At 43.9% G+C, this 23,394-nt stretch carries 16 protein-coding genes; 13 read left to right on the forward strand and 3 right to left on the reverse strand.

The window, feature by feature from the left end:
• Positions 1-33: 33 nt before the first annotated feature.
• Positions 34-249 carry a cold-shock protein gene (locus AAFH98_RS06930; RefSeq protein ID WP_342521968.1) on the reverse strand — a complete coding sequence of 72 codons (216 nt, stop codon included), beginning with the start codon at positions 247-249 and terminating at the stop codon, positions 34-36.
• Positions 250-398: 149 nt separating this feature from the next.
• A complete protein-coding gene (locus AAFH98_RS06935; protein ID WP_342521969.1) occupies positions 399-2,615 on the reverse strand; it encodes a carbohydrate binding family 9 domain-containing protein in 2,217 nt (738 codons plus the stop codon).
• Between the two features lie 196 nt (positions 2,616-2,811).
• Here AAFH98_RS06935 and nagB point away from each other — a divergent pair, with 196 nt between their 5' ends.
• The 12 genes from nagB (at position 2,812) to AAFH98_RS06995 (ending at position 20,139) form a co-directional block, all read left to right on the forward strand.
• Positions 2,812-4,722: a glucosamine-6-phosphate deaminase gene (gene nagB, locus AAFH98_RS06940; protein ID WP_342521970.1), complete on the forward strand. Its 1,911-nt coding sequence runs from the start codon at positions 2,812-2,814 to the stop codon at positions 4,720-4,722.
• Between the two features lie 26 nt (positions 4,723-4,748).
• Entirely contained in the window at positions 4,749-5,294 is a 546-nt protein-coding gene (locus AAFH98_RS06945) for a PIG-L deacetylase family protein (protein ID WP_342521971.1), read from the forward strand.
• 69 nt (positions 5,295-5,363) lie between these two features.
• Complete coding sequence (locus AAFH98_RS06950; protein WP_342521972.1) at positions 5,364-5,609, forward strand: hypothetical protein; 246 nt, start codon at positions 5,364-5,366, stop codon at positions 5,607-5,609.
• A 196-nt stretch (positions 5,610-5,805) separates the two neighbouring features.
• A complete protein-coding gene (locus AAFH98_RS06955; RefSeq protein WP_342521973.1) occupies positions 5,806-6,330 on the forward strand; it encodes an RNA polymerase sigma-70 factor in 525 nt (174 codons plus the stop codon).
• 93 nt (positions 6,331-6,423) lie between these two features.
• Complete coding sequence (locus AAFH98_RS06960) at positions 6,424-7,482, forward strand: FecR family protein (RefSeq protein ID WP_342521974.1); 1,059 nt, start codon at positions 6,424-6,426, stop codon at positions 7,480-7,482.
• Positions 7,483-7,539: 57 nt separating this feature from the next.
• Entirely contained in the window at positions 7,540-11,124 is a 3,585-nt protein-coding gene (locus tag AAFH98_RS06965) for a SusC/RagA family TonB-linked outer membrane protein (protein WP_342521975.1), read from the forward strand.
• Positions 11,125-11,150: 26 nt separating this feature from the next.
• Positions 11,151-12,560, forward strand: coding sequence for a RagB/SusD family nutrient uptake outer membrane protein (locus AAFH98_RS06970; protein ID WP_342521976.1), 1,410 nt, complete (start codon positions 11,151-11,153; stop codon positions 12,558-12,560).
• A gap of 126 nt (positions 12,561-12,686) precedes the next feature.
• Positions 12,687-13,547: a PIG-L deacetylase family protein gene (locus tag AAFH98_RS06975; protein WP_342521977.1), complete on the forward strand. Its 861-nt coding sequence runs from the start codon at positions 12,687-12,689 to the stop codon at positions 13,545-13,547.
• Positions 13,548-13,773: 226 nt separating this feature from the next.
• Positions 13,774-15,039, forward strand: a complete 1,266-nt coding sequence (locus tag AAFH98_RS06980; RefSeq protein WP_342521978.1) for a sugar MFS transporter — start codon at positions 13,774-13,776, stop codon at positions 15,037-15,039.
• An 18-nt stretch (positions 15,040-15,057) separates the two neighbouring features.
• Positions 15,058-15,936 (forward strand): ROK family protein, encoded by an 879-nt coding sequence (locus tag AAFH98_RS06985; RefSeq protein ID WP_342521979.1) that lies wholly within the window; start codon positions 15,058-15,060, stop codon positions 15,934-15,936.
• A gap of 11 nt (positions 15,937-15,947) precedes the next feature.
• Positions 15,948-18,629: an exo-rhamnogalacturonan lyase family protein gene (locus AAFH98_RS06990; protein WP_342521980.1), complete on the forward strand. Its 2,682-nt coding sequence runs from the start codon at positions 15,948-15,950 to the stop codon at positions 18,627-18,629.
• A 34-nt stretch (positions 18,630-18,663) separates the two neighbouring features.
• Complete coding sequence (locus AAFH98_RS06995) at positions 18,664-20,139, forward strand: SLC13 family permease (RefSeq protein WP_342521981.1); 1,476 nt, start codon at positions 18,664-18,666, stop codon at positions 20,137-20,139.
• 19 nt (positions 20,140-20,158) lie between these two features.
• Here AAFH98_RS06995 and AAFH98_RS07000 read toward each other — a convergent pair whose 3' ends face one another.
• A complete protein-coding gene (locus AAFH98_RS07000; RefSeq protein WP_342521982.1) occupies positions 20,159-21,367 on the reverse strand; it encodes a putative sugar nucleotidyl transferase in 1,209 nt (402 codons plus the stop codon).
• Between the two features lie 134 nt (positions 21,368-21,501).
• Here AAFH98_RS07000 and glmS point away from each other — a divergent pair, with 134 nt between their 5' ends.
• On the forward strand, positions 21,502-23,346 hold the full coding sequence (glmS, locus tag AAFH98_RS07005; protein ID WP_342521983.1) for a glutamine--fructose-6-phosphate transaminase (isomerizing): 1,845 nt from the start codon (positions 21,502-21,504) through the stop codon (positions 23,344-23,346).
• Positions 23,347-23,394 lie beyond the last annotated feature (48 nt).

A 23,394-nucleotide genomic window follows, 5' to 3' on the forward strand; every position in this document is an offset into this window, starting at 1 on the left:
CGAGCTTTTCTCCAAATAAAAATCTGGTAAACACTATTTGTAATCGAGGCTTGTAACGTTTATCGCGCTCAGGCCTTTGGGTGTTTCTTCAACTTCAAATTCGACGGATTCGCCGTCTTCGAGTCCCTCGTTGTAGTCGAGTCCCTCTACGTTGTTTCGGTGGACAAAGATGTCTCCGCTACCGTCTTCTGGTGCGATGAATCCGAATCCTTTTTTAGTGTCAAAAAATTTTACTTTTCCTTGTGTCATAATAGAACTGTATTTGTGTACACCACTAAATTTTATCTTGAGAAAGGAGTTGTACTAACGCGTCGTTTCAAAAAATATACTAAAGTAGGTGGGTTATTAAATGTAACGCTGCAAGGTAGGGGTAATTAGGGACAATACCTATTAATTTCTTATAACTTAAATGAGTAGGTAAATTTAACCAGCAATGCTTGGTAGCCGGAGAGGGGCAGAGTGGGCAGATTGACTTGCTGCCGCTGGGTGTTGATGACGTTGTCGTAGACAATCCATAGGTCGTCGCCTTCGGCAATATTGTATCGAAAACGGGCGTTAATGCTGGTTTTTTCGACTTCGCTATTGTACTGTATAAAGGAGTTGAGGGATAATTTGGTGTTAAGTGCGGTCTTGAGACGAAAGCGTGCGATGTGGGCGTCGAATCGTTGGTTCCGGCTGGGAAATTGTACCTTGTTATATTCGTATTCGTTGTTGATTTCAAAGTGTTTGGAGAGATTCCAGACGGTTGAAATGGAGGCCATGGTTCGGTTGCCGTCGAAGAAGTTACCATGTTGGAGGTTCATTTCGGGGCGGAATTTCCAGCCGTCTGGTGCGCCGTAGCTTATCGATAGATTTTGGTACCAGTATTCGCCGGCCGGGATGATGGCATTATCGGAAAGCTGGAAAGAGCGCAGGAGATGTTCGTATCGGATATTAGTTTGGAGGTCGAATGAGGATCCGTTTTTGGTGCGTGTTCCGGCTTGGGGATTGATAACGGCACTTTCGATTTGGGCGTCGTCATGGCGCCTGTAAGCGTTAGTGAAGTTGGAAATATAAATGTTTTGAAAAATGGGGGAGCGGTCGGTAATCCACTTGTACTGGATGTTGTTTTGAATTAGGGAAAAGCCGTTTCGGGTGGTGAAGCCAACTTCGGGATTGAAGTTGTTGCCGGAGCGGTCGTAGTCGAGCCTGTAGCTGAGTCCGTCATTTCGGCGTCGCTGCCACTGAATGAGGGCGCGGGAGTTTTTTAGGAGGTCAAAACCTTGCTCTTGATAGGTTTGGGCAAGTTTCAGCGTCAGGTATTCGTCGCCGATAACACGGATGATGGCGTCGGTGCCGTAGGAATAATTGTTTCTGTTTTTATTGCTAATACGACTGGTGAACATGCCGCCAATGGTGGAGTAGCGATTGAAGATTTTGCGTTTCGCTCGTATCACGTTGAAGTTTTCGGACGGCAAACCGGCATCCGGGGCGGTTTGCATGTTGATGAATCCTACGTCGGTATTGTTGAGCTTGCCTACGGTTCGGATTCCACCATAAATGCGAACGGGTTCTCCGGTATTAGATAAGCCAATACGCCGGCTGTGAAAGAGGCGCCCATTTTGGGTAAAGCCGAAATTGAAGACAGAGGAACGCTCCTGAAAAAAGCGTCTTTTTTCGCTGAAAAAGAGGGGAAAGCGCGTAAGGTTTATTTGTTCGTCGTCGGCCTCGACCTGTGCAAAGTCAGTATTGACGGTTACATCCATGGTTAAGTTGCTGGTAAGATTGAGCTTAACGTCAACGCCGGGTTCGTAGGTCCATTGGCGGGTGGCTTTGTAGGCAGTGCCGCTACTATTTAGTTGGGTGTTTTGTTCTAATCCACCCAAAAGGTACGGGGTAATATAAATGGGATCGTCACTTTTGATATTCTCGAGGACAATTTTTTGGGCTTGCGATGGTTTGCGGAATCCGTTATCCCAGGTAGGGGGAACAGCGGGATAGATATATCGCTCATTTAGCTTTGCCAGATATCGATAGATGCTGACGCCCATGATGGTTTTGTCATCTTCACTTTGGAAGCCGAGAGTGGAAAAAGGGACTCTCATTTCTACCGACCACCCCCAGTTGGTTCGGGCGGTTTTAACATCCCAATAGGTATCCCAGTCAAAATTGATGGTTTCGGCATCGTCCGAAATGAGAACATCAAAACGGGTGCCGGCGGGATTGGTAAAGAACCACTGCGCATTTTCATTGTCGTTGAAGGTGTCGAGGATGAGGGCAAAAGTATCATCGCCGCTGTATTCGTCGCGATATAGGGAATTCGATCGAATATCGTCAAGATCTTCGTAGTAAAGATTAGCGGCCAGATAGATGTAATCCTGATTATATACGAGATAGATTTCATTCTCCTCGGCCATTGTTCCCTGGTAGACCGGCTGGTACATCGTCATATTAATGGGAGATAGTTCTTTCCAGAACGACTCGTTTAGCTGGCCGTCAAAAATGAGGTCTTGATTGCTGATGTTGGGAATTGAGGTTGGGGTTTGGGCCAGAAGAATATGGGGGTGGAAACAGGACAGGCATAGGAAAATGATAGCTGTAAGAGTTTTCGTCAATCGTAGTTGTTGTTTTCCCATCCGTAATTTTATGCTTAAGGCTTTTCCATTCAGAACGTTATATGACAGCCGGGAAGTGGAGAGCCCCTATCATTATTTCAAAAATGTGGTAAATATTCGACAAAGCTATAAGGAATATGAAAAAAAATTAGGGGTAGTGGCATTCTCAGCGGTCTATATAGTGTAACAGGGACCAATAATAGATTTATAGAATTTAATGGCCGATTCGAATGCGTATGAGTGCCTCTCAACAGATGTATATGAAAATCCTGATGAGGCTTCGGAATTTGTGGCACAGCAAATCGTTAATCTTATTCAGAAGAATAACGAGAATGGGGAACCAACGGTACTTGGATTGGCAACGGGATCTACCCCTATCCGCGTTTATGATGAGCTTATTCGCCATCACCGTGAAGAGGGGGTGAGTTTTAAGAATGTTATTACTTTTAATCTTGATGAGTATTACCCCATTGAGCCTACAGCCGTGCAGAGCTATGTACGGTTTATGGATGAAAATCTATTTAACCACATCGATATAAAGGAGGAACACATCCATATCCCGGATGGAACGCTGAACCGGGATGAGGTGGGAGAATACTGTCGCCGGTATGAGGAAAAGATAAGAGATGCCGGTGGACTTGACCTCCAACTTTTGGGCATTGGTCGTACGGGGCATATTGGTTTTAATGAGCCGGGTTCGGTAAAAAATACGAGAACGCGTCTTGTTACGCTGGATCAATTGACGCGCAAAGATGCGGCCCCCGATTTTTATGGAGAGGAGAATGTGCCGCGCCAGGCTATCACCATGGGCATAGGTACGATCTTGGATGCCAAAAAAATTATTCTGATGGCGTGGGGCGAACACAAGGCTGATATCGTTGCCCGTACGTTGGAAGGGGAAATTTCGGAGCAGGTTCCAGCGACTTACCTTCAGGATCATACGGACACGCAAGTTATTCTTGATCAGGCTGCTGCGCTCGAGTTAACGCGCGAAAAGACGCCCTGGCTTGTGGGAGAGTGTGATTGGTCGGAACAGTTGATTAAAAAGGCGGTGGTGTGGCTTTCGGATATGTGTCAAAAGCCGGTGCTAAAGCTTACAGATGAAGACTATAACGAAAATGGGTTGAGTGATTTATTGACTCGGGAGGGGCCAGCTTATGATATAAACCTGGCGGTTTTTAATCAGATTCAGCATACTATTACGGGTTGGCCCGGAGGTAAGCCCTCGGCGGATGATACGAATCGACCCGAAAGGTCGGCGCCGTTTCCCAAAAAAGTACTCGTGTTTAGTCCGCATCCCGATGATGATGCGTTCTCAATGGGAGGAACCCTCATGCGCCTGGTTGAGCACGGCCACGAGGTAGATGTAGCGTACCAGACGTCCGGAAGTAATGGCGTATATGATGAGGAGGCGATTCGATTTGCTGATTTTGTGATGGATTATCATACTGCTTTTGGCATGGAAACGGGTGGTGTACAAAAGGTTTTTAGCGAGGTAAAAAAGTATCTTTCCCAAAAGTCTCAGGTTGATGCGGATACGGATGAGTTGCGTAAAATTAAGGGGCTGATCAGGGCGGGAGAAGCCAAGGCTGCGTGCCGGTACATGGGCATTCCGCAAGATCGAATGCATTTCTTGAATATGCCTTTCTATGAAACCGGAGGCAGCCGAAAAAAGCCGCTTAGTGAGGATGATATTGATCTGATTGTGTCTTTGTTGAGAGAGGTGCAACCCCATCAAATATACGCGGCTGGTGATCTTTCTGATCCGCATGGTACCCATCGGATATGTCTTGAAGCTCTGAAAAGGGCGTTTAAGAAAGTGAAAGATGAATCCTGGTTTAATGATTGTTATATCTGGCTATATCGAGGGGCTTGGCAGGAGTGGGAGATTCATGAAATTCGCATGGCGGTTCCGCTAAGTCCCGGTGAATTGAGCCGAAAACGCAATGCCATTTTTAAACACAAATCCCAGAAAGATCGCCCCCTTTATCCGGGGAATGACAGTCGGGAGTTCTGGGAGCGGGTTGACCAACGTAATAGGGGTACCGCTGATAGTTATGATGCGCTGGGGCTTGCTGAATATGAGGCCATTGAGGGGTTTGTCCGCTGGAATGATTTTAACGCTTAACATTAATACAACTAATACAAATAACTATGAAGAAACTATCTGTACTGCTTGCTTTGATGATTTTACCGGCTTTGCTTTTTGCTCAGCCCGAGACGCCTGTTGAGGAATGGACCGACCGTACGGTGTTGCTAATTGGGGCTCATCCCGATGATGACCAACAATCTCACGGTACAATGGCGATGCTCCAAGACAATGGAAATGATGTGTATGTGCTATTGCTTACCACGGGTAATGTAGGAACGAAAGATCCTGATATGACCCGGGAAAGGTTGGCAAAAATTCGGTATCAGGAAGAGGTTGATGCCTTAGCAGAGCTTGGAATCCCGGAAGAAAATTATATTAATCTCGGCTATACTGATGGTATGCTGGAGTTTGCCGATCGTGAAGAAGTAGTCAAGCAAATTGTTTATTGGATTCGAAAGTTGAAGCCGACTACGTTGATGGCGTTTGATCCGGGTTGGGGATATCAAAAGTGGCATAAGACCGACCACCGATCAGCTTCATATTTGGCTGCTGATGCTGCTCGTGCTGCAGAATGGCGATTGTTATTTCAAGGTCAGATAACACAATAGGGACTCGAGGCTCACCAAATAACCGATTACCTGTTCTTTAGTGAACCCGAAGAAGCTACAAATACGTGGGTGAATATTGCTGATTATGCTGAAAACAAGGTGCAGTCGCGTTCAAAGTATATCAGTCAGTTTACTTCTGGCTGGGATGATTATAAGGGGCCAAATTTAGATGATTTGCCCGGCAATGAAGGGGAAGAATTTCTGGAGCGGCTCCGTAAAAGTGTGTACGAAGGGGAAGATGTGAAGGATGGCGACCCCCATGAGACCTTCCGGTATTATAAGGGAATTCCTGACGGGATCGGTGTTCGGCGGTAAAAATTGTTAATTATTTTAAAATAGATGAAAAGGCAGTCGGAATAATAGTCGGGCTGCCTTTTACATTTGTATTTTTTTAGTATAATGAGGTATAGGAAAAGTAAGGACACCAAAAAGGGATGGGGAAATATGTTGACCTGTTCCATTACAGAAACAGCATTTCTTGGACCGCAAAGGTTGTAACAGGGATTACTATATGGATAAACAGTTACGGCGAATACGTAATGGTGATGAGAAAGCTTTTGAAAAGCTTTTTTCGCAGTACTATCCGCAATTATGTGCTTTTGCTGTAAATATTCTGGATTCCCGAGAGTTGGCCAAGGATTGTGTTCAGGAGGTTTTTCTAAAGATTTGGCGAAACAGGGAGAATTGGCAAATAAACTATTCTGTATCTGTTTATTTGTATCAAGCCGTTCGTAACCAGGCTCTTAACAGAATTGAAAAGCGAAATACAAGTAGGGATTATACCCAAAAGTATTATGAGCAAGGATTTCACGAGAGAGAAGAAGAGGAAGTATCGCCGGAGAAAGCCAAGCTGGTTGCCAAAGTCTGGGAGGTTGCTGAAACCATGCCAAGGCGAAGGCGCATGGTCTTTGAGCTGCATCGCAAGCATGGGTTAAGCTACAAAGAGATTGCCTACGTTATGGATATTACCCGCAAAACTGTTGAGAACCATATGGGCCAAGCACTACAGGATATTCGAGAGAAACTGGACGCCTGAAAAAAATCTAAGAAAATTTTAGGGGGAGGGTGTTTTAGGGCTGTCTATACAACAGAACAAATCTTTATTGCTAAAAACAAAAACGAATACAAGTTGGAAATTCGATTAATTGCCCGGTATTTGGCTGGAGAGGCTGATGCCATTGAAGAAGAAAAAGTTCAGGAATGGATGCAGGCTGATCCCTCAAATGAAGAGCTTATGGATGAATTCAAACAGATATGGAAGGCTTCTGGAGAAGAGCGTGATGAGTTCCATAATCAGTTTGATTTGGATGAGGGACTGCAGGAGTTGCGTAAACGCATGAAAAGCGAGTCGGGTAGTACTACAACAGTAACCCATCTTAACAGCAACTATTTGAAATTCACAAAAACGCGATTTACCCAGCTTTTGCGTGTGGCAGCAGTGTTGTTAATAGGTTCGTTAATTGGCGTTGTGGTTTATACGTCGCAAGACATCAGCCCAAAGCCCGAAGTTACGAAGCCTGTTTTGAGAGAAATTGCTATGGATAAGGGGCAACGGGGAAATATCACTCTTTCTGATGGCACAAAAGTTATTTTAAATGCTGAGAGTAAGATTGTATTGCCTGATGTCTTTAAGTCCGACAAGCGGGAAATAACGCTACAGGGAGAAGCTTTTCTGGATGTTGCCCATGATCCCGATCGCCCATTTGTCGTTACTATCGATGATGCGGTCGTAGAAGTATTGGGTACCTCTTTTGGAGTTCGCTCTTATCCCGATGATGAATCCGTCCAGGTTGTTGTGAGTGATGGGAAGGTTTCGCTGGGATCCAATGAAAAGTCGAAAACCAGTAATGCCGTGTTGGCAGCCGGTGAGATGGGGCAGCTCTATATGAATGATCATCGTATTGTAAAGAAAGTTGTTGACGATATGGATCTGTTTCTCGGCTGGAAAGAGGGATGGCTTAAATTTAAGGATACCAATATGGAGAAAGTGGCCCGTGATTTAGAGCGAAAGTATGACGTAGAGATCAAATTTGCAGATGAAGAATTAAAGGATTTAAAGCTTACCGCAGAATTGAAAAGCAGATCGTTCGAGCGAAATCTGGAAGTGATATCAATTTCACTTGGAATAGAATATAGCGTAGGTCAGGAGGTGGCAACATTTTATCAAGAGAAAAACAGGGAAGACTAAATGAGAGTTAACGAACTTCAAAAATAGCATGATAAATCCAATAATGGAGGCACATATATGAAATGGAAAGGGACAGATAACAAGTGGCGCCGATGTTTATTTATGGCAATAGCGTCATTTCTACTAATTGGGATGACAAATGAAGCCAATGCGCAATACTATACGTCTAACACAAGCCAGGTATATGAGAATGATTCATACTATCTTGTTGAACAATACTCAGATAATATATCAGAACTGAGTAAGACGATCTCTTATGAAGCAACACAAGTACCGATAAAAAGTATATTGCAAAGTGTTGCTAAAGAAGGGGAGTTGGGCATTGCTTTTAATGCTGATCTGGATTTCTTGCAAGAGAAAAAGGACGTCAGTTTTAAGAACGTGAAAGTTGGAACAGCCTTGCAAGAAGTGTTAAAAGGGACCGGCTACCAGGCAGGTATCACCAGGACAAGAGAAATTGTGTTGGTGAAAAAAGCACCTTTGGATGTGAAAGATACCGAGCAGGCCTTACAGGATATATCTGGTCGTGTTGTTGATGCTGAAACCGGGGAACCGTTGCCGGGTGTTAATATATTTGTTGAGGGGACCAATACGGGAACAACTTCAGACGAGAATGGTGAGTTTTCACTTACTATTCCGGATGATTCTGAAGTGTTGGTCTTTTCCTTTATTGGATATGAAAGACTTGAAGTAGAAATTGGAGATCGCACTACTTTTAATGTAGAGATGTCTCCGGATGTAGAAGCCCTTGAAGATGTTGTTGTGGTAGGATATGGTACACAACAGAAAAATGAGGTAACTGGATCTATTACTTCGGTACAGGCCGAAGATCTGCAACTTGTGCCTGAATCCAGTTTCGAAAGTGCCTTGCAGGGAAAGATGGCCGGTGTTAATGTGGCTTCGCCTACTGGTGAGCCCGGTTCTTCTCCCCAGATTACTATTCGTGGAACCGGTTCCATTTCGGCCGGGAATGATCCGTTAATTGTTGTTGACGGGGTACCGTTATCAAAGAATTCCGATTTACAGGGGAATTTAGAAAGTCGTCGGGCCTCGTTTCAGCCACAGAAAGCTAATCCAATGGCGACTATAAATCCGAAAGATATACAGTCTATTGAGGTTCTTAAAGATGCTTCTGCTTCTGCAATTTATGGATCGCGAGGGTCCAATGGTGTTATCTTAATTACTACAAAATCGGGTAGTAAAGATGATTTCCAGGTTAATTTCAGTGCTTATGGAGGGGTATCGAGCGTGATGAATAAGCCGCACATGATGAATGCGGAGGAAATCATTGAATATACGCAGGATTCAAGAAATAATGCCTTGAATCAAGACTACCCGAATGTAAACTATGATGCCGAGTCGAACCAGGGACGTATTGATCCACAGACTGGTGATGAGTTGGGTACAAACTATTTACTGCCGGATAAATATGTTAATTGGGATGGTACAGACACCGATTGGCTGGATCTTGTATTAAGTGATGCGGCAATCCAAAATTATGATTTATCACTAAGCGGTGGTAGCGAGAATATTCGTTATTCCATTTCTGGTGGCTATCTCAACCAAGGTGGTATTGTGGAAGGCTCATCCTTTGATCGATACAGCTTACGTGCAAATGTTATTGCTGATGTATCGGATGCTGTGGAACTGGGTGTGAATGTGAATAGTTCATTTTCACAGCACGATCGTTTACCTGCTGGTGCTCCTTATTTTGCGAGTCCTCCGGGTATCATCTATTCGGCCATGGTGCATTCACCGGTTATTAAGCCAAGAAATCCTGATGGAACTCCAAACCAGTTAAATGGACAGTCGTATCTTGGCGGCGGTACTACAACAGCCAGTAACCCATTAGCAATAATGGATGCTGTTGATGAAACGATTAAAAATAATCGCATCTTCGGGAATGTATATGGTCAGTATACAATTTCTGACAACTTCGAGTTTAAATCGATGCTCGGTTATGATATTGATGATTACCAGCGTTCTTTTTATCTGGGTAACGATCTTCTTTACAGAACGGCAACCGAACCCGATCCCTATGCACAGTCTTCTGCTGCTCAGGGTTTTAACTGGGTATGGGAGAATACGTTGAATTACTCTAATACCTTTGGTGACCATTCTATTAATGCACTGGCAGGATATACTGCTCAAATGCAGCAAGACGAACGTAACATGGTTTTTGCGGAAAACTTTCCTGATGATCAAGTAAAAACTATCAGCGGTGGTGTGGTTACCAGTGGTGATCAGGTAAAAGAAGAATGGTCATTAGTTTCGGCTTTGGCACGTGTTAATTATACGTATCAGAATAAGTACTTACTGACTGCGACCATACGGTCTGATCGTTCTTCTCGATTCGGTCCTAATAATCAAACGGGTATATTCCCATCTGGTTCATTGGGCTGGCGTTTAACGGAAGAATCATTTATGAGCGGACAAGATCTGTTCAACGAACTTAAGCTTCGTGTCAGTTATGGTGTGACGGGTAACTTCAGCATTCCAAACTATGGTTCTGTTGGATTGCTCGAAGAAGCCAACTATATATTGAATGACTCTGAAGTGAGTGGGCTTGGTCCTGAAACGATTGGTGATGAAAACCTAAGTTGGGAGACAACCTATTCAATGGATGTGGGTTTAGACTTTGCATTGATGGAAGACCGCATTTATGGCTCAGTAGATTATTATGACAGTATTACAAAAGACTTACTGTTAGATGTCACGGTACCATCTGTAACCGGTTACACCACGGCTCTTACAAATATTGGTGAGGTTTCGAACAAAGGTTTTGAGTTCCAGATAACATCACGGAACATTGTAGGAGACTTTCAATGGTCCACCGACTTGAACTTTGGAAGTAATCAAAACGAAGTACAGGCATTAGGTCCCCAAGGTGACCCTATTATAAGTGCCGGTGGTGCTGGTCAGCGTCATATTACCAGAATTGGAGATGAGATTGGTAGCTACTACGGATACGTCGTTGATGGAATCTATCAATCACAGGAAGAGATAGATAATGCTCCTAATGATACCCAAGCAGGTTCAGGAGGAGCGCGTCCGGGAGATTTCCGGTTTAAGGATGTGAATGGCGATGGTCAGATCACGCCAGATGACAGGACCGTTACCGGGAGTTATCATCCAGACTTTACCTACGGAATTACAAACCGTTTTGCGTACAAAGGGTTTGATATGAACGTATTTATCCAAGGGGTGCAGGGACGTGAGATCCTGAATCTCACCGCTCGACACATGAGAAATGGTGAGGCTAATTTTAACTCTTATGCCGTGTTAAATAATCGCTGGCGTTCACCTGATAATCCCGGGAATGGCGAACATCCCAGGGCCGACCGCTTGACGGGAACACATGGGAATAATAATCGCCCTTCATCTTACCAAGTTGAAGATGGGTCATACCTTCGAATAAAAAGAGTTACGCTTGGATATAACTTGCCAAATAATCTGATCGGAAAATATGCACGGAGTGTACGAGTGTATGGATCCGTTAACAACCTTGCGATCTTTACCGATTATACCGGATTTAATCCGGAGGTAAGTCTTCAGGCCAGCAACAGTCTTACGCCTGGCGAAGACTATGGCGCATATCCTTTGTCCAGAACTATTCAGCTTGGAATAGATATTTCTTTCTAAAAGATTAAATATACATGGTGATTAACATGAAAAAACGAATTCTATTATTTCTGATACCCGCGTTTCTTTTGATTTCCTGTGGTGAAGAGTTTACATCATTAGCTCCTTTATCGCAGCGAAACATGGAAAACTTCTATAAATCTGAATCAGATTTTGAAGTAGCCATTAATGGGGCGTATGATGCTCTCCAAGCTGATGGTACCTTTAACAAGAACTATATTCTAATGCTCGAGATGCGAGCAGATAATGCTTTCAATGGCGGCGGGGCTACTGGCCTGGCTGCAGCAATGGAACGCATTGATAACTTTAATGAGCTAAATGATAATGGCCAGGTTGGTGAGGCTTGGTCGGCATCCTATAAGGGGATTGCTCGAACCAATCAGCTGCTCGCATCGCTTGATGCCGGGCCTGATATTAGTGCTGATGTAGCCGATCGTATTCGTGGCGAAGCGTTATTTATACGCTCATTGCTCTATTATAAGCTGGCGGTAATGTTTGGAAATATTCCTCTTCAGCTGGAGCCCGTTTCCTCACCAGAGGTTGAAATAAATCAGGTTGATGCATCGGCGATCTATAATCAGATATCAGGTGATCTCCAGTCGGTAGTCGATGGAGAAATGCTGCCAAGTAGTTATAGTGGGACTAATGTTGGTAAAGCTACCCACGGTGCGGCAGCTACCTTGCTTGGAAAGATATACCTGACCATGGGAGAAAACTCCAGTGCCGAAACGGTATTGCGTGACCATGTGCTGGGAGAATATGAACTCTTGGATAGCTATGCTGATCTTTGGGGTGTTGACAATGAAAATAACGCCGAGTCCATTTTTGAGATACAGTTCAAAAGCGGGGGTATTGGTGAAGGGAGTGCTTTTACCGATATCTATACGGTTACGTCAACAGCCGTGGGTGGCGGTAATATTCCCCAGGATGTTACTGAGGATCTACTCAATAATGGTTACGAAGCCGGTGATGAACGGTTTGATATCACCTTTGATACTACAAGCGCAGATAATAACAACGATCCGAATGAAATCTATGTGGCAAAGTTTGATGGCACCATTGCTGGTCCATTAGATGGCGGTTTAAATTGGATTGAGCTTCGTTATGCTGATGCCCTGCTTATGCTTGCAGAAGCTATTGGGGAAAGCCCGGAGGCCTATGGGTATATTAATGACGTACGAGATCGCGCGGGCCTTGGGGATATTAGTGCCGCGACGCCTGGCACGTTCGAAGAAAAACTTCTTGATGAACGTCGCCGAGAGCTTGCGTTTGAAAACAAACGTTGGCCAGACTTGAAAAGATTCGGGGTGGCAAAAGCAGTAATGTCGAATCATCTTGGATTGCCGGAAAGTCGCATTACACTTCTGTTTCCTATTCCACAACAGGAGATCAGCGTTGCGCCTGACCAGATGGAACAAAATCCTGAACATCAATAGGTATCTAAATACTAATTATAGGCAGCCGGTTTTTGTTTAAGTTACCGGCTGCTTATTTCTATTAATGATTGAAAAGAGGAATAATGTATGTTAAAAAGAATATTATTTGTTTCGTTAGCTTTGTTTATGTCTGTTTCAATAACCAAGGCACAAGATCATAGTGATGATCAACTGCGAGTCATTGCGGTCTTTGCTCACCCCGATGATGGGGATGTTAAGATGGGGGGTACGGCTGCGCTAATGGCCGAGCATGGACATGCTGTTAAGTTTCTTTCCCTCACTAATGGCGATGCAGGTCATCACGAAGAAGGTGGCGGCGCGTTGGCGAAACGACGCAGGGCCGAAGCAAAAGAAGCGGCTAAACGGTTTGGCATTGATGAGTATAAAGTGCTCGATAATCACGATGGAGAATTAATGCCAGAGTTGCATATCCGGAACCAGGTAATTCGTGAGATCAGGGAATGGAATGCCGATGTCGTTATTGGATTACGACCCAATGATTATCACCCCGATCACCGCTATGCCGGAATATTAATGCAGGATGCGGCATATATGGTAGTCGTACCCAATGTAGCACCCGATACTCCACCGTTGAAAAAGAACCCCGTATTTCTGTATATGAATGATCGGTTTGAAAAGCCGAATCCCTTTAGCCATGATATTGTAGTAGGCATTGATAAGGTTATTGATAAAAAAGTAAATGCCTTGGATGCTCACGAATCGCAAATGTATGAGTGGTTGCCTTGGGTAAGCGGAGATTTAGACCAGGTACCCGAAGGGGAGAAAGAACGTAAAGAATGGCTTGGAAAACGCTGGACCAGCAGAGAGTTATCCCAAGAACAACAGCAGGGGTTAGAAAAATGGTATGGTTCAGATAAGGCAAACTCATTTGATTATGCTGAATCATTTGAAGTGTGTGAATATGGCCATCAGCCTTCGGATGAAGAGTTGAAAACTATTTTCCCGATGCTTGGTGGAAATAAATAATTGTGAGGTGTTTGCCAGTTAATGACTTTATATATGTTATGTGGAGCCGATTGAAGTTATTCATCTTTTAAGAAGTAACTACCAAAAATTCCTCTTGCGTGCCCCGAGTAATTCGGTGGCATAAGAGGGACTTAGGGAGATTGGATTCCTGTTCTGAACTGGTAGACAGGGTAATTATAGTTTTAATAATTTTTTTTCTTAAATCATTAAATCGTAGCTAAATATTATGAAGCGGAACTATTACCTCGTTGGATTAATCTTAGTCATATTCTTTGTTATATCATTTCTTACGAATATCATTGGTCCGTTAGTCCCAGAAATTATCGAGGACTTCAACCTTAGCCTGACGATGGTAGCCGTTCTGCCATTTGCATTCTTTATTGCCTATGGAGCCATGTCGATACCGGCAGGGTTACTTATTGAGCGTTATACCGAGAAAACGGTAATGATAAGTGCCTTCCTGGTTGCCTTTGGAGGCGCCCAGTTGTTTGCCCTCTTTCCAAACTATTTAATCGCCATTATTTCCCTATTCCTTATTGGTACGGGGATGGCCATGCTTCAGGTAGCGATCAATCCCTTGCTCAGAGAGGCTGGAGGGGAGGAGAATTTCGCCTTTAATTCGCAGCTGGGCCAACTATTTTTTGGGTTAGCTTCATTTTTGAGTCCATTGGTATATTCTTACCTGGTGGTAAATTTGGATAGCGGTGTTACCGAAGGCCTTATTTTGTCGATGGCTGCTGCAGTGGTTCCTCAAGATCTGCCGTGGATTTCGTTGTACTGGATTTTTGCCTTGGTCTCGCTTTTGATGGTCGTTATCATATTTTTCTCCCACTTTCCAGAAGTAGAACGTAAAGAGGATGAAACGGTAGGAACACTTGAAACACTCGAGCTGCTTAAGCGTCCGATGGTGTGGTTATTTTTTCTTGGGATATTTTGCTACGTCGGATCGGAGCAGGGGATAGCCAACTGGATTTCAGAATTTCTTTCTACCTACCATGGATATGACCCACAAACTACGGGTGCCAGCACCGTTTCCTGGTTTTGGGGAATGATGACAGCTGGTACCGTACTTGGATTGCTGTTGTTAAAAGTGATGGATAGTAGAAAGGTATTAATATCATTTACAACAGGTGCGCTTCTTTCTTTAACTCTGGCTTTGTTTGGCAGTGGACAGGTAGCACTTTATGCATTTCCTGCGATTGGTTTTCTGATCGCTGTGATGTGGCCGGTCATTTTTTCTTTGGCATTAAATTCAGTGACCGAAAATCATGGTTCATTTTCAGGTATCTTGGTTACGGGAATTGCCGGTGGGGCAGTTGTCCCGCTTATTGTGGGGTCGTTGGGTGACTGGCTGGGTCTCAAATTCGGCCTGTTTTTTATATACATCACCTTCGGATATATCCTGAGTATTGGGTTTTGGGCTGATCCACTGGTTACGAATAAAACCATTGAATTTTCCGGTAGTGAAGCAGAAGAAGCCAATGTTAGTTAGTCTGAGGAAATTACAACAGTGGATCATAACGAATTGAAACAGCACACACTTATTGGTATTGATCTTGGTGCCACGAATGTACGAGTTGCCCGAATACGTGGGAATACCATTGAGCAGGTCAAATCAAAAAAAATTGTCCACAGTGATGACCCTGATGATCTGCTCAATCAGATCGAGAGCTTGATTAAACAGGTTGACCAAGAAGAGGTTCAAAGCATTGGTATTGGCGTACCCAGCGTGGTAGATGTCGAAGAGGGGATTGTCTACGATGTGCAGAATATTCCTTCGTGGAATAAAGTACCGGTAAAGAGCATTTTAGAAAAGGCGTTTGATAAGCCAGTATATGTCAATAACGATGCAAACTGTTTTGTGCTTGGGGAGAAGTTTTTTGGTAAGGGGCAAGGTTATGAGTCAATTGTTGGACTTACACTGGGTTCTGGTTTTGGCTCTGGATTAATTTTGGATAACAAGCTATATGCCGGCGCAAATTGCGGAGCCGGTGAAGTGGGCATGTTTCCGTATCAGGATTCAATTTTTGAACACTACTGTTCGGGAATGTTTTTTGAACAGGTCTATGGCAAGTCGGGGACCGAGGTTTTTGAAAAGGCGGAACAGGATAACCCGGGAGCAAAAAGGATGTACGAAGAGTTTGGAAAACATCTGGGTAATGCTATTAAAACAGTGATGTATGCATATGATCCTCAGCTTATTGTGATGGGCGGTTCTATCCGAAAAGCTTTCTCATACTTTAAGGAAAGCATGTATCGTGAGATGCAAAGCTTTGCTTACCCAAACTCGTTACAGTCACTCAAAATTGAAGTCTCTGAGTTGGATGAAGTAGCCGTTTTAGGGGCTGCAGCACTGGCGCTTAACCCACAAAAATTAACGAACAAGTAAATATTGTTAACATGAATAATCACAGCGTTATGAACTTCTTGTCACTTAGACGTCTTGGTACACTTTTTATATTGTCAGCACTGTTTGTGGTTAGTGGGTGTGCTGTGTCAGGATCCGGAGAAACCATCCCGGTAACGGTAGAAAAGAATCAGCCAGGCTCTCCCCAATTGTTAGGGCTTCCCATACCAAAGGGAGAATTATATTCTTCAGATAACGTCCGTGTGCTCAATGGTGATAATGAAGAGATCCCATCGCAGATAACGGAAGTGTCTACTTGGGAACCTGCGGATGACAGTATCAAATGGATATGGGTGTTCTTTTTTAGTGATGATGGATCAGATTACACCGTGGAGTACGGCAAGAATGTAAGTAATGCTCGTAATTATGATCAGGAATTATATGTTAAAAATAACCAGCGATCGTATGGTGGGGTAACGGTTGATACTGGTCCGCTCCGATTTGAGATTGAACGCGGAGGAAGTGGCTTTTTTGATAAAGTTCAGCTTGACACCGATGGAGACGGTTTTGACGAAAATGATGTGATTGCTACCGGTACAGAGGGACGAAGTTCGTTCCTGGATATCTTGGACGACGCGGGTATTGATCGGTCAAATGCCGTGATAACGAAGACGGTAAAAGAGCTTGGTTCTGGGCCGCTGCATTCTATTATCAGGGTTGAAGGGGAGTACCAATATAGTCGCGATGATAATAATGTTTCTCCTTTTATTACGCGCATTCATACGTATGCCGGCAAAAGTTATGTAAAAGTACAGCATACGCTTACCTATACCGGCAATCCGGACAAGCACGAGCAATCTGAAGATGAATATGCTGCTATTGCAACTAAAGAAGGTGATATTTTGGATGAGAGCCAGTTGTTAGAAGATGCTGGGTGGACAGAGCCTAATGATCGTATAGCATCAACGGGGCTGTCGCTGAAATATAATCTCTCGGATAATGTGACATACAAAACGGCTTTTTATGAGGGGAAATGGTGGAAGGCCGATTCGACAGAAGCCAAGATGCTGGAACAGGGGCTCTCTTCGCAGCAGATTTCTCTTTTACAGACGGGGCCGGATATTGATCGCGTACCGCCGGTAGCAAATTCGACACCGGAAGAGCGATTGGCTGAGGGATTTGAGGCTTCATTGGCAATGGATTCGGAAGAGCAAATAAATAGTGAACGTGCTTCGGGATGGATCGATATATCGGATGAGAAGTGGGGCGTTAGTATTGGCATCCGTAACTTTTTCAAGGAGTACCCCAAAGAGTTACGTGTATCACCAGATGATACTACGGCAACGGCTTATATCTGGAGTCCACGCGTAGATCCTATGGCATTTGTACGATCAAATAGGGAAGAAGACAGCGGAATGATTGCCAATTTTGCCCAGGGACTAACGAAAACGACTGAGTTGGTGTATAACTTTCATCAAAATGAAAATGCTGATGAGTTCACAACTGAATTGTTAGATTACTTTTTAGATCCTTCGGTTGCTCACGCATCTCCAGAATGGTATGCGAACAGTGAAGTGTATGGAAAGATGGTAGCTTCCAGTGATCAGTACGCCGAATATGAGCGTGGACTGGATTATAAGTTTGAGTGGATGCAGTTTAATCAGGATTGGGAGCCGTGGTATGGAATGTGGGACTATGGCGATATGAAAGCCTATTATTATGGCGATGATTGGTATCAGTGGACTAATAACGAACCGGCTATCGACTTCATGTGGTGGATACAATTTATGCGAACCGGCAATCCGGATTACTATAAAACGGCCCAAGCCGTGAGTCGTCATACCATGGATATCGATAATGTGCACTGGCCGCAAGATCCCGAATATGTAGGAGATACGAATCCCTCACTCGACTTTTTTGAAACGGAAAGTAAGCCCAAGGGTTCGCCCTATGTAGGAATGGGACGCCGGCATGCTGCGCAACATTGGACGTCCCTATTATCAGCGCATATCTGGAATGCGGGCTGGATTGCATCCTATTATTTAGATGGGTACCACCGGGGACTTGAGGTCGCAGAATTAACGGGCGATTATTATATAAAACGAGTATTTGGAGACCACGGACTCAGGGGGCGGCGTTTATACTTGTCGGTATGGAATTTGGCTGAGATTTGGGATGCAACCAAAAAAGAAAAGTATAAAAAAGAGCTCGATGATCGGGTTGATTTGATGCTTTCCCTTCAAAAAGATAATGACCAAGCCGGATCTTTGATTATCAATAGATATGGCTATGCACAGGTTTATGCATCCAATGGATTACGGAAATATTATCAAATTACCGGGGATGAACGTGTTAAGGATGCACTGGTTAAACATGCCACCCGTGTTCGCGATGTACCACCTTATAATCATGATATGGAGTCGTATCTGTCATCTATAAGCAGTCTTACGTTGGGATATGAATTATCAGGAAACGAAAGTTTTCTGAAAGCAGCGAAAAATCGAGCCCAATATTTGAAAACAGGAGAACTGCCCCAGCCTGTCAAAGACTATCAAAACCAGCAGTTATTGGTTCAGGATTTAGAGTCGGTGAGTAACCTGCCCGGCAGTGAAGGCAGTCGGCCGCCTATTTGGAAAATATCGAACGGTCTGCGAGTTTTTGGGTGGACACATATCTACAATGTGCCTTATCTGTTATATTGGATGGATGGAAATGAGCCTTCCGTTGAACAGTAAAAATTTCAACTATTACTAATCAGCTACAGACATTATGAGTGAAGGTTATTTTGGGATGAGAAAACGACTGGGTTTTATCGCCGGTATCGTCGTCTTCCTAATTATATATTCTCTTCCCGCCCCAGAAGGCTTGCCTCCTGAAGGATGGCATACGGCTGCAGTGGGGTTATTAATGGCTATTTGGTGGATTACCGAAGCCCTGCCTATTGCAGCAACAGCACTTTTGCCTATCGTATTATTACCTGTTTTGAATATTACCACTATTGATGAGGCTACAACGCCTTTTGCAAACCCCCTGATATTTCTCTTTATGGGAGGATTCGTGATTGCTCAGGCCATGGAGCGTTGGGATCTTCATAAACGAATAGCTCTGAATATTGTCAGCTTTGTAGGTATTAAACCTTCGTCTATCATAATGGGATTTATTATAGCTTCTGCCTTTCTAAGCATGTGGGTGAGTAATACAGCCACTGCCTTGATGATGTTGCCCATTGCGCTCTCGGTACTAAAGCTGGTAGAAAATCAGAAAGAAAGTACCGACAAACTGAACTTCGAAATTGTGCTGGTGTTGAGTATTGCCTACGGTTGTAATGTGGGAGGAATGGGGACTATTATTGGTACGCCACCGAATGCGTTATTGGCTGGATTTATGAGTGAAAACTATGGGTTTGAAATAGGTTTTGCCCAATGGATGATGGTTGGAGTGCCAATCATGTTAGTGTCACTGCCCATTCTGTATTTCTTGTTAGTGAAGGTAATCTATCCTATAAAGTTGAAGGAGTTGCCGGGCGGTAAAAAATTAATTGAAACACAATTAGCCAATCTGGGTGCTATAACAAACGCCGAAAAAAAAGTATCCTTAGTTTTTATTGGAACAGCTTTGTTATGGATTACGCGTCCGCTGTTAACCAATTATATACCGGGTCTCTCAGATGCGGGTATTGCTATTACCGCTGCGGTATCTCTATTTATGATTCCGGTTGATTTAGGGAAGGGACAGTTTCTCCTTTCCTGGTCTGATGCCGAGGAGCTGCCTTGGGGCGTTCTGATTCTTTTTGGCGGTGGACTAAGTTTGGCATCAGCTATAAGTAGCACTGGCCTGGCCGAATGGATTGGTCAGGGCGTCGGTGTGATAGGTACCTGGCCAATAATGTTATTGGTAGGAGTTGTAGTGTTATTGATTGTCTTCTTAACAGAAATTACGAGCAATACAGCAACCACTGCTGCCTTTTTACCAATTTTGGCTTCGGTAGCAATTGGACTTGGCGAAAACCCCATGCTTTTGGCGGTGCCTGCAGCATTGGGTGCAAGTTGCGCATTTATGTTGCCGGTAGCCACTCCACCTAATGCAATTGTCTATGGAAGTGGTAAAATAAGTATTCCCGAAATGTCAAAAGCAGGATTATGGTTGAATCTCGTATTTATCGTGCTTTTGACGGTAGGTGCTTTTACACTGATGAATTTCGTGTTTGGGGTTCAAGTGGGGGTACTTCCCGAATGGGTCAATTAAATTGTTGGCGTCTAACAGATTAATGGGAGGGATGCCTGCTATTCTTTTCAATGGCTTCCATCATCTTGCTGTAGCCATCAGTCATAGATACATCACGTCTTGCCATCATGATTTCCATGGTTTCCAACGCTTTTTCCAACTTATACGGTTGGATAACATTAGAGCCTACCCAGCTAAAAGAATGAATCATTTTCGGTGGGAAATCTCTTGAGAGAATATTGCAGTTTACCCCACAAACAGTTCCCGAATTGATAACCGCATTAATAGCTGTTTTTGAGTGATCGCCAAAGATAACCCCAACAAACTGCTGACCGGTATCTTGCTCTTCATGTGTTTCCCAATCCGCTAACTTAATGTTGCTGTAGTTTGTTTTGAGATTGGATACGGTAGTACCGGCGCCAAAATTGCACCATTGTCCCACAACAGAATTTCCAATATACCCATCGTGCGCTTTATTGGAATAGGAATGAAATACGGTATTGCTTACCTCGCCGCCCACCTTACAAACCGGACCGATGGTTGTATCAGAATAAATGCGTGCTCCCAACTTCACAATAGCATCTTCACAAATTGCTACCGGACCCCGAATGTGAGAGCCTGACATAATCGTTGCATTTTTTCCTATGTAGATAGGACCTTTGCTCGCATTGAGTACACAGCCAGCTTCAATAGTAGCTCCCTCTTCGATATAAATATTTTCCTGATTTTCGAACACAGCATGTTTTGATATGTTTGTGCTATTTTTTTTCGGGGGATCCATTAGCTCGATATCTCGAATAATTTCATTGCCATTAAACTGAAACAGATCCCATAGGTTATGTATCGCTGAAAAATCATTTGATTCAAGTACAAAAAGGGTCTTAAAATCTGGAGAACCATTTTTCAGCCAGGTTTTGGAAAGGGCACCATCGGCCTTGGCGGCAATCACTGTATCCTCATATTGAAGAGATTGTCCCTCGCTCAAAGTATGTATCTGCTGGATAAGTTTATCCGTAGGCAGGTATCGGCTGTTGATCCAGATGCACTGTTGGTCAGGTGTGATTTGTCCGCTCTCAAAGACTCCAGCCAATTCTGAACGTAATATTCGACTCTCTTTAGAAGATTCTAATGCTTTTTGCCATTTTTCTGAGATCGTTAAAACTCCAATTCGGAGGTCATCAATAGGACGGGTAAGGGTCAGGGGATGCAGATTTGTAAGCTTTTCATCCTCGAAGAAACATAGCTGCATATTTTTTCTTGATTAAATGGTTTTTATAATTGTTTTAAAATATCTGTCAGAATGATAACTTTACCTTCAGTCAAATCTTGTTCTGGAGAGACAGTATAAGAATCAGTAAACAAATACAATAATACAAGACATCTATGTGCGGAATTGTAGGATATATAGGAAATAAACAAGCGAGTGATATTATCGTTAAGGGACTTGAGCGTCTCGAATATCGTGGCTATGACTCTGCCGGTATTGCCCTATTGAATGGTAAGTTGGATATCAAAAAAGGTAAGGGTAAAGTTCAGAATCTTAAAAAGAAATTAAAAATGGAGCCCAGCGACGGTGTTGTTGGTATCGGTCATACCCGATGGGCTACGCATGGGGCCCCCAATGATATTAATTCGCATCCCCATGTGAGTGAGTCTGGCAAAATTGCCTTGGTTCATAATGGTATTATTGAAAATTATAATACTCTGAAGAAAGAATTACAGAATAAAGGACGTACTTTTAATACTGATACGGATACCGAAGTTATAGCTCAGCTCATCGAGGAGATTTACGAGAACAGCAATGGTGAAGACATTACGTTTGAACAAGCTGTTCAGATGGCCCTTCAGCAAGTGGTGGGGACATACGGTTTGGCAATTTTGAATGTGGAAGAGCCGAACAGAATTATCGTCGCCCGAAAAGGGTCGCCGCTGTTGCTTGGTATCGGGGAAGATGAAATGCTTGTGGCTTCGGATGCATCGCCTATTGTTGAGCATACCAAGAAGGTTGTTTATTTGGATGATGGTGAGATGGCCATCGTTACCAAGGATGGATATGATGTCAAAACAATTAACGATGTGCCGCTGACGAAGAAGGTGCACGAGTTGGCACTGAGCATCGAGGAAATTGAAAAGGGCGGCTATCCGCACTTTATGCTCAAAGAGATTTTTGAGCAACCGCGTGCTATTTCGGATTGTTTGCGAGGTCGAATAAACGTCGAAGATCACTCCATTCAGTTGGGGGGTATTGCTGATGTGCTTGATAAATTGGTGAATGCCAAACGACTAATTATTGCGGCTTGTGGCACCAGCTGGCACTCTGGATTGGTAGCCGAGTATCTGTTTGAACACCTTGCCAAGCTTTCGGTAGAGGTAGAGTATGCTTCTGAATTTCGATACCGTGAAGCACTCATCGATGAGGATGATGTAATGCTGGTAATTTCGCAAAGTGGTGAAACCGCTGATACGCTGGCAGCCCTGCGTACGGCGAAGGAGCGCGGCGCACTTACACTCGGCGTTTGTAATGTGGTGGGATCAACTATTGCCCGTGATACTGATGCCGGAGTATACACACATGCCGGACCGGAAATTGGAGTAGCATCAACCAAAGCATTTACGACACAAGTTTCGGTGCTGGCAATGATGGCTATTTTACTGGGACAAAAGCGGGGTGTGCTGGATCAGGATTATGCAGCCCGGCTTATTGATGAGCTTGATCGCATTCCCGGAAAAGTGCAGCAAATTTTGGATAACAGTGAACCAATAAAAGAGATGGCAAAGCTGTTTACCTATGCTCCTAACTTCTTGTATTTGGGGCGTACATACAATTTTCCCGTTGCGCTTGAAGGAGCATTGAAGCTGAAAGAGATTTCTTATATCCATGCCGAAGGGTATCCCGCTGCAGAAATGAAGCACGGTCCCATTGCTCTTATTGATGAGATGATGCCAGTCGTGGTTATTGCAGCTACGGAGCATACCAATGAGAAGATGATTAGCAATATTGAAGAAGTGAAGGCGCGCCAGGGACGTATTATTTCAATTACGGGTGAAGACAATGATGAAGTTATTGACTTGTCAGAGTTTTCTTGTCCCATTCCCGAAACCGAAGATTGCCTGTCACCGTTATTAACAACTATTCCGTTGCAGTTGCTATCGTATTACATTGCGGTTAATCGCGGATGTAATGTAGATCAACCTCGAAACCTGGCGAAAAGCGTGACGGTTGAGTAGGGAGTGCTATAATTGATCCTGTCAGGATTCTAAACCTTGATAGGATTT

Source organism: Fodinibius sp. Rm-B-1B1-1 (assembly GCF_038594945.1).
In the GTDB taxonomy this organism is placed as follows: domain Bacteria; phylum Bacteroidota; class Rhodothermia; order Balneolales; family Balneolaceae; genus Fodinibius; species Fodinibius alkaliphilus.